This is a genomic window from Streptomyces sp. NPDC087901, from assembly GCF_044742205.1.
Taxonomy (GTDB): domain Bacteria; phylum Actinomycetota; class Actinomycetes; order Streptomycetales; family Streptomycetaceae; genus Streptomyces.
Genome location: NZ_JBIUUC010000009.1, coordinates 350,154 through 357,017, shown reverse-complemented (window position 1 = coordinate 357,017; position 6,864 = coordinate 350,154). Strand labels below are relative to the sequence as shown.

Genomic DNA, 6,864 nt, shown 5'->3' with positions numbered 1-6,864 from the left:
CACCTACCTCCACGCGCACCACCAGGAGGCAAGAACGACTCCAGCCGATCCCACTCCGCATTCGTCAGATCCCCACGGCCCATACAGCCAGCCTGACTCCAACACCCCGCTCGTGTCAGAGGATCCGAGAAACAGGACCTATGGGCGAACTGAGAGCATGGGCTCATGGACGATGCAGTAGACCTCGGTGAGTTCGTTGTGCGCAGCGCGAGTGAGTCGGAGTCGGACGCGCTGGTTGAGATCGACTCGGTCGCGGTCGAAGGTGATGTCGGGAGACAGGCGAGTATCCGAAGATGGTGCCAGCAGGGCCTGGTGGTCGTGGCGGAGGACGTGTCTGGCCTGCTTGGCTACTGCGTGGTTGAGTACACGTTCTTCGAGCAGGGCTTCGTCACGATGCTCATGGTGGCCCCATCGGCCCGCGGCAGGGGCGTTGGCCATCGGTTGTTGGACGCCGTGGCTGCCTCGTGCACGACACCGAAGCTCTTCACCTCGGCCAACGTCTCCAACCAGCCGATGCAGCGCCTGCTCCAAAGAGCCGGCTGGAGCCCGGCCGGCCTTCTCCACGGTCTCGATGAGGGCGACCCCGAGCTGTTCTACCTCTGCCGAACGCAGACCGGGCGGATGCACCCGTGCCCTGAAGCGGACCGTACGAGTTCATGGGATGTGTCGTCTCCTTGGGTTCGTGCGGCTGGCGGCTGAAAGGCTGACCGGATGTAAACCGTTGGTGAACAGGTGCTGTGCCGCCCGCCGGGTGTAGGGGCGCAACACGGGGCCGGCCCCGGCTCGCTCCGGCATTGCCTACATCCTTGTGGAGGAAGTCACGTCTCCGGGATGCGGGCTGTTGTGGCGGTCTGACCGTGGCAGCCGGACGGTAGAGCGCTTTGGCTGTACGGTCCGCGAGATCGTGCGGACCATGGAGTCCGCCCGCCCTGGCGGCATTGGGACGAGTGGCACTCGTGACGTGCGCGTTCCGGGTACGCAGTCAGGTGGTTCCCCGACGGCCGCCTGACCGGATTCGGACAGACCGACCGTCCGCGAAGCGCGTGTTCATGCCTGTGCCGCAACGGCCTTGGCCAGGCCCACCGTACCGTCCTGATGGGCATCGGGGAGCGCCGCGTATCCCTGTCGTGCGTAGAGGGAGAGGTTGCGTTGGCTGGCGGCGCCGGTGGACAGGACGATGCGCAGGCATCCCTCCCCGGCCGATTCGGCCTGGTGCAGCAGCCAGCGACCCAGGCCGAGTCCTCGCAGGTCGGGGGCGACGGCGAGCCGTCCTACGTGGAGGTCGGTGCCGGTGCGGCGGGTGCGGACCATGCCGACCAGCCGGCCGTCCTGCCAGAGGCCCGTCGTGTGCCAGTCGGCCAGCCAGGAACGCACGTCGGCCGGCTTCTCGTGGAGCGCTGGTACGGCCAGGGTGTCGTTGGCGAGTGCCTCCTCCGTCCAGCAGCAGCGCTGCAGAACTGTGACATGGGGGGCATCGTTCGGGTCGAGCCGACGCGCGTACGAGCCGGGGAGCGGGCCTGTGACGGACGAGGCGTGCTCGCGCTCGCGCATGGGGCGCAGGGCCCGTGCGAGCTGTGCCAGTTCATCGAGCAGGCCCTGCGCTGCCTCCGCATGGCGCGTTTCGGGGGCGAAGCGGTCGCCTTGTAGCACTTCCGTGATCCGCAGGGCGACAGTCGCTCCGAGGGGCACCAGCCGCAGTGTCGTCACTACTTGTTTGGCGTGCTGGACCGCCCGGGTGCCGGCGGAGGTGTGGCCGTAGCTGACGAAACCGACGGGCTTCCAGGCCCACTCGGGGCCCAGATAGTCGAGGGCGTTCTTCAGCGTGGCCGGCATGCCGTAGTTGTACTCGGGTGTCACGAGGACGAAGCCGTCCGCGCCGTCGACGATCCTGCTCCAGCGCCGGGTGTGTTCGTGGTGGTGGACTCCGCCGGCCGGGTGCTCTTCCTCGTCCAGGAACGGCAGTCCCAGATCGCCGATTGCCATGGGCACCAAGTCCACGCCGAGCCGTTCGGCACTCGGTGCGAGCGTTTCGGTCAGCCACCGTCCGGCGGTGTGGCCGAGTGCATTGGGCCGGGTGCTGCAGACCAGAACGAGGACGCGCAATCGTTTCGTTGTCATGGAAGCGAAACTACCGAGTAGATTGGTTACATGTCAACGAATGAGACGGGCAACCAGGTCCGATGGCTGACTTCCGACGAGGAGCACGCCTGGCGTTCGTACCTCCGCATGGTGACCGCGGTCCAGGTCCGCACCACACGAGACCTGGCCGCACTCAGCTTGTCCGAGCCGGACTACGAGGTACTCAGCACCCTGTCCGAGCGCCCGGACGGCACCAGCACCCTTCACGACCAAGCCACCAAGATGGGCTGGTCACGCAGCCGCCTGTCCCGGCACGCCTCCCGCATGGAGGCACGCGAACTCATCCGCCGCGCACCCGATCCCGCCGATGGCCGGGGCTGCCTTCTCGCGCTGACCCCGGCAGGATGGGAGACACTGCGGCACGCCGCCCCCGCCCACGTTGCGTCCGTACGCCTGCACTTCATCGACCGTCTCGACCCCGAGGAGCTCGCGGTGCTCGACCGAATCGCGCAGAAACTCGCCAACGACCAGTAGCCACTGATCAGCCTCGGAGGCTGATGTCGGCAGGAGAGTTGCCGCACCAGGTGGGTCTGGCAAGCATCGTCTGCGTCCTGCGCAGGGCCGGGCCTGTCGCGGAGTACCGAGCGGGGTCGTGGGGACCCGGCGCCGTTAATGCGGAAGACGTGCCGAGGCCGGCGTCTGGTCGCACGAACGCCGCACTGCCAACTGAGGCGCGCCGGACGGCGCCCGGCGCGTCGCCCTGGAGGCGCAGATGTCCGCCATCTCCATCACCGACCAGTGGGCTGCCCGCCGGGTTGGCCGGCTCACCTTCCGGTGTGTCGGGTGCTTCACCTGATTGCGGGTCACTTTGATCGGGTGTCAGCAGGAGTTGGTAATGACGGCTATTCGTGAGGGTGAGGTATCTCTTGAGCCAGCCGTGACCGAGGCGGCGTGGGTGGGTCGAACCTCGTTGACCTCGCGGAGGCATGCGTTAATGGATCTTCTGCTGGTCCAACCACTTGAAGATCTCGGCCTTCTTGTACAGCACCTTGGCGTTCCTTCCTCGGCCGAGCTTGTAGCCCTTCAAGCCCAGTTTCGATGCCTCCTTGTAGACCCAGCTCGTGGACATGTTGAGCATCGTGGCGACCTCAGAGGTGTCCATAAGGACGGGCTCGACGCTGCGGCGCCTGCCCGACGAGTTGATATCGGTGCGGGTCTCGTCGGAGTGCGACTGCGGTTCCACGGGCAAGATGGCTCCTTGAGGCTGGCCTGAGCTCGATCGCGGCATCGACTCGCGCTCTGCTCCGGCCGAATTCCAAACGTCCTTGACGCCCGCCCTGTGTCAGCGCCAGGAGTCACCGGACGAGTCACCGGACGAGCTATAGCCATGGTCATGAGAATCGCCGGTTTGGCTAACCGGCGATCCGCGGCTATGTTGCCGCGCCGCTTAGGCCCCTCGGATTCCTGTTGAACCATTGGTGCCTCTTCCTTGAGGGGGTGTTGAGAGGCCTGGGTCGGCTGACCCAGGGTGGTGCGCAGCCCGGATCCCCGGTGACCGCCCTCGCTCCTGACCTCGGCCCAGACGCCAGAGTGACGGTGATCACGGACACTCTTCGGAGGCTGCTGCGTAGGCTTGTGCAGTCGTCGCGGTGAAGTCCAGGAGGGTCGGCGAAGCTCTCCCGCAACGCCTGACGGTGCGTCGGGAAAGTCAGCAGTTGGTCAGCATCAGTCCTTGAAAACCCTGCGAAAGCTGACCGAACATGCGACTCGTTGTAAGGTAGGGAAACCGCACTTGACCTGCATAAATGCAGGCAGGGAGCCTATGTCCAGGAGTGTCTCGATGATGCGAACAATGTTCAAGTCCAAGATCCACCGGGCCACCGTGACCCAGGCCGACCTGCATTACGTCGGCTCCGTCACGGTCGACGCCGCGCTGATGGAGGCCGCCGACCTGCTGCCCGGCGAGCTTGTCCACATCGTCGACATCGACAACGGTGCCCGCCTGGAGACGTACGTCATCGAGGGCGAGCGCGGCTCCGGTGTCATCGGGATCAACGGCGCCGCCGCCCACCTCGTGCACCCCGGTGACCTGGTCATCCTGATCAGTTACGCGCAGGTCGACGACGCCGAGGCGCGCGGGCTGGTTCCGCGTATCGTCCATGTCGACGTGGAGAACCGGATTGTCGAGCTCGGTGCCGACGCCTCCGCGCCCGTGCCGGGTACCGACACCGAACGCAGTCCGCACGCCGTGCCCGCGGCGCGCTGAAGCGCCTAACTGAGCGAGGGAGCATCCGCCATGGCAGAGCAGGCCGGACAGACCGGACGGACCGTGCCCGACATCCGTGACGACAGGGCGGCGGGCAAGTTGCTCGCGTACGTGGACGGCGAGGCCGCCGGGGTCATCGTGTACTTCGTGCTGGACGGCACGCCCGCGGCGCTCGTCGCCGTGCACACCGTCGTCGAGCAGGGGCACGAGGGCAAGGGCATCGGCGGTTCCCTGGTCAAGGAGTTCTACTCCATGGCGGCCCGCGAGGGTGTCCCCGTCGTCCCGCTCTGCCCGTACGCCGCGAAGTGGGCGTCGCGCCACCCCGACGAGGCCCCCGAGGCCCCGGTGGAGCTGGTGGAGCGGGCGAAGAAGGAGCTCGCTGTTCACCCCGAACTCTACTGAGGCCTCGGCCGGTGTGAGTGCGTGTCAGAGGTGCCCGCGTCACGGCCGATGGCGTTCTCGCCCGAGGCGGCGCGGTTCCGGACGCGGGCCGGGGTGCCGGTAGCGTGTCGCGGATGAGCCTCGCACTTCTGCACACCTCCCCAGTCCATGTCCCGGTCTTCGACGCCCTGCGCGACGCCCACCACCCCGGTCTCGTCCTGCGCCACCTCGTGCACAAGGACCTGCTCGACCGGGCCGGGGTGCAGGGCCCGGAGACGGTGACGGGCGACGTCGAGGCACTGGTCGCCGCTGCCGTCGCCGACGGGGCCACCGCAGTGCTCTGCACCTGTTCGACGATCGGAGGGGTCGCCGAGTCCGTCGGAGCACGGCTCGGCGTCCCGGTCCTGCGCGTCGACCGGCCGATGGCGGCCGCTGCCGTTCGCGCGGGAAGGGTCACCGTCCTGGCGGCGCTCCACTCCACCCTGGAGCCGACCTGCGCGCTGCTCGCGCAGGAGGCCGAGCAGGCGGGCGAGCCGGGCCTGGAGGTGCGTACGGTGCTGGTCGACGGCGCCTGGGGGCGCTTCGAGGCCGGCGATCATGACGGATATCTGGATCTCGTGGCGGCCGCGGTCGACGCCGTGACGGAAGCCGACGTGATCGTGCTCGCCCAGGCCTCCATGGCGGGCGCGGTCACTCGTACGGCAACCCGCATCCCGGTCCTGTCCAGCCCCCGGCCGGGTCTGGACGCCGCGGCGGCCGCGGCCGCGCACTGACGCCCTCACCGGAGACGGCGAGCGGGCGCCGGTGGCCGAGCGGGTGAGGCCACGGACCGGCCGAAGCATCCGCAGCCCGTACGTGTGGGCTCGCCGGGCGCGGGCAGCCGCTCCGGGAGACGGTGGAGGAGATCCACCCCGACCGTTCGGAGGCCCGAGATGACCCACCCGTTCCCCGACCCGGTACCGCCGGCGCCCACTCCCGGACCGCTGCCGGGCCCGCCCCGGCCGCTGCCGGAGCCCACTCCTGTTCCGCCCGGCCCGGGGCCGACGCCGCCCGTGCCCACACCCCCGGGCCCGGCGCCCGACCCGATCCCGCAGCCGCCCGCGCCGAACCCCGAGCCGGTGCCGCCGCCCGAGCCGGAACCCTCACCGGTCGGCTGACCGCACCGACGCCGGCGGCCGAGGGGCTCAGCCCTCGGCCAGTACGGCGTTGGCGCGGGCCGTGAGTTCGGTCAGTACCCGGCCCGCCGCCGCCATGTCCTCGGCCGGCAGGTCCGCGTACAGCCGGGTGGTGATCGTGGCGATGCCGGCCCGCTGCGCACGGTGCGCCTCCCTGCCCGCGGCCGTCAGGGCCAGCCGTGCCACGTCGGCCGACTGCTCCTCCAGCAGCCCCTGCGCGAGCAGTCCGGACAGGGCTGCTTCGGCGGTCATGGCGTCGACCTTCAGCGTGGAGGTCATCCGCTCGACCAGCCGGTCGCGCTCGATGATCCCGTCGCTGTCCGCCGTCGCGTTCAGTGCGACGGACTGGTGGAAGGTGGCGCCTGTCTCCGCCAGCAGCCGTTCCAGAACGGCGCGCGTGGCGTAGTGGGCCTGGCCGATGACCTGACCGTTGACGCTGGGTGCGGTGGTCATGATGACTCCTCGGTGGATGGATCGGTGACTGCGGGAACCGGCACGTCGAGCAGTGCTGTCAGCGCCCGGGTGAACGCCGCGGTGTCAGGTCCGTCAAGACCGCCCAGGGGTGCGAGCAGTCCGTCGACGAGCCGTCGCACGACTTCGACCGCGCGGCCGGCGACCGCGAGGCCTTCGTCGGTCAGGGACAGCTGGACGGCCCGGGTGTCGGCGGGGTCGGTGGCCCGTTCGACGAGCCCGGCGGCTTCCAGGCTGCGTGCCAGTTTCGAGACATAGAGCGCTTCGAGTCCGGTGTGGTCCGCGAGCGCGCGCTGGCTCGGCCGCAGCCCCGCCCGCTGCATCCCCAGCAGGGATCCCAGCAGTGAGTACTGCGCGTGTGTCAGCCCGAGCGGCCCCAGTGCCCGGTCGATGGCCACCCGCCATTTCATCGACAGGCGCCAGACCAGAAAGCCGGGGGTCGGACCCTCAGGTGCTTTGCTCATGACAGATACGGTACATGGCTACTATATC

Annotated in this window: 9 protein-coding genes; 5 read left to right on the top strand and 4 right to left on the bottom strand. The window is 68.9% G+C overall.

What is annotated here, in order from left to right; all coding sequences use genetic code 11:
- The first annotated feature begins 165 nt into the window (after positions 1-165).
- The gene (locus ACIOEW_RS27195) at positions 166-699 is read left to right on the top strand and encodes a GNAT family N-acetyltransferase (protein WP_401966620.1); all 534 of its coding nucleotides are present in this window, start codon (positions 166-168) and stop codon (positions 697-699) included.
- Between the two features lie 348 nt (positions 700-1,047).
- Here ACIOEW_RS27195 and ACIOEW_RS27190 read toward each other — a convergent pair whose 3' ends face one another.
- Positions 1,048-2,118, bottom strand: a complete 1,071-nt coding sequence (locus tag ACIOEW_RS27190; RefSeq protein ID WP_401966618.1) for a GNAT family N-acetyltransferase — start codon at positions 2,116-2,118, stop codon at positions 1,048-1,050.
- Between the two features lie 30 nt (positions 2,119-2,148).
- Between ACIOEW_RS27190 and ACIOEW_RS27185 the strand changes: the two genes are divergently transcribed.
- The gene (locus tag ACIOEW_RS27185) at positions 2,149-2,613 is read left to right on the top strand and encodes a MarR family winged helix-turn-helix transcriptional regulator (protein WP_401966616.1); all 465 of its coding nucleotides are present in this window, start codon (positions 2,149-2,151) and stop codon (positions 2,611-2,613) included.
- Between the two features lie 457 nt (positions 2,614-3,070).
- Here ACIOEW_RS27185 and ACIOEW_RS27180 read toward each other — a convergent pair whose 3' ends face one another.
- The gene (locus tag ACIOEW_RS27180) at positions 3,071-3,322 is read right to left on the bottom strand and encodes a helix-turn-helix domain-containing protein (protein ID WP_401601218.1); all 252 of its coding nucleotides are present in this window, start codon (positions 3,320-3,322) and stop codon (positions 3,071-3,073) included.
- 597 nt (positions 3,323-3,919) lie between these two features.
- Here ACIOEW_RS27180 and panD point away from each other — a divergent pair.
- The 3 genes from panD (at position 3,920) to ACIOEW_RS27165 (ending at position 5,499) form a co-directional block, all read left to right on the top strand.
- Positions 3,920-4,345: an aspartate 1-decarboxylase gene (gene panD, locus ACIOEW_RS27175; protein WP_362554920.1), complete on the top strand. Its 426-nt coding sequence runs from the start codon at positions 3,920-3,922 to the stop codon at positions 4,343-4,345.
- 30 nt (positions 4,346-4,375) lie between these two features.
- On the top strand, positions 4,376-4,747 hold the full coding sequence (locus ACIOEW_RS27170) for a GNAT family N-acetyltransferase (protein WP_362554922.1): 372 nt from the start codon (positions 4,376-4,378) through the stop codon (positions 4,745-4,747).
- Positions 4,748-4,860: 113 nt separating this feature from the next.
- Complete coding sequence (locus ACIOEW_RS27165; RefSeq protein WP_401966613.1) at positions 4,861-5,499, top strand: aspartate/glutamate racemase family protein; 639 nt, start codon at positions 4,861-4,863, stop codon at positions 5,497-5,499.
- Positions 5,500-5,910: 411 nt separating this feature from the next.
- Here ACIOEW_RS27165 and ACIOEW_RS27160 read toward each other — a convergent pair whose 3' ends face one another.
- Together ACIOEW_RS27160 and ACIOEW_RS27155 are read right to left on the bottom strand one after the other, a co-directional pair.
- Complete coding sequence (locus ACIOEW_RS27160; protein WP_362554925.1) at positions 5,911-6,354, bottom strand: hypothetical protein; 444 nt, start codon at positions 6,352-6,354, stop codon at positions 5,911-5,913.
- Positions 6,351-6,836, bottom strand: coding sequence for a MarR family transcriptional regulator (locus tag ACIOEW_RS27155; protein WP_362554927.1), 486 nt, complete (start codon positions 6,834-6,836; stop codon positions 6,351-6,353). Before ACIOEW_RS27155 ends, ACIOEW_RS27160 begins: the two co-directional genes overlap by 4 nt.
- Positions 6,837-6,864: the final 28 nt, after the last annotated feature.

Coding starts and splice junctions, on each gene's coding strand:
- ACIOEW_RS27195 (WP_401966620.1), top strand. CDS start 166: ATGGACGATGCAGTAGACCTCGGTGAGTTCGTTGTGCGCAGCGCGAGT.
- ACIOEW_RS27190 (WP_401966618.1), bottom strand. CDS start 2,118: ATGACAACGAAACGATTGCGCGTCCTCGTTCTGGTCTGCAGCACCCGG.
- ACIOEW_RS27185 (WP_401966616.1), top strand. CDS start 2,149: ATGTCAACGAATGAGACGGGCAACCAGGTCCGATGGCTGACTTCCGAC.
- panD (WP_362554920.1), top strand. CDS start 3,920: ATGATGCGAACAATGTTCAAGTCCAAGATCCACCGGGCCACCGTGACC.
- ACIOEW_RS27170 (WP_362554922.1), top strand. CDS start 4,376: ATGGCAGAGCAGGCCGGACAGACCGGACGGACCGTGCCCGACATCCGT.
- ACIOEW_RS27165 (WP_401966613.1), top strand. CDS start 4,861: ATGAGCCTCGCACTTCTGCACACCTCCCCAGTCCATGTCCCGGTCTTC.
- ACIOEW_RS27160 (WP_362554925.1), bottom strand. CDS start 6,354: ATGACCACCGCACCCAGCGTCAACGGTCAGGTCATCGGCCAGGCCCAC.
- ACIOEW_RS27155 (WP_362554927.1), bottom strand. CDS start 6,836: ATGAGCAAAGCACCTGAGGGTCCGACCCCCGGCTTTCTGGTCTGGCGC.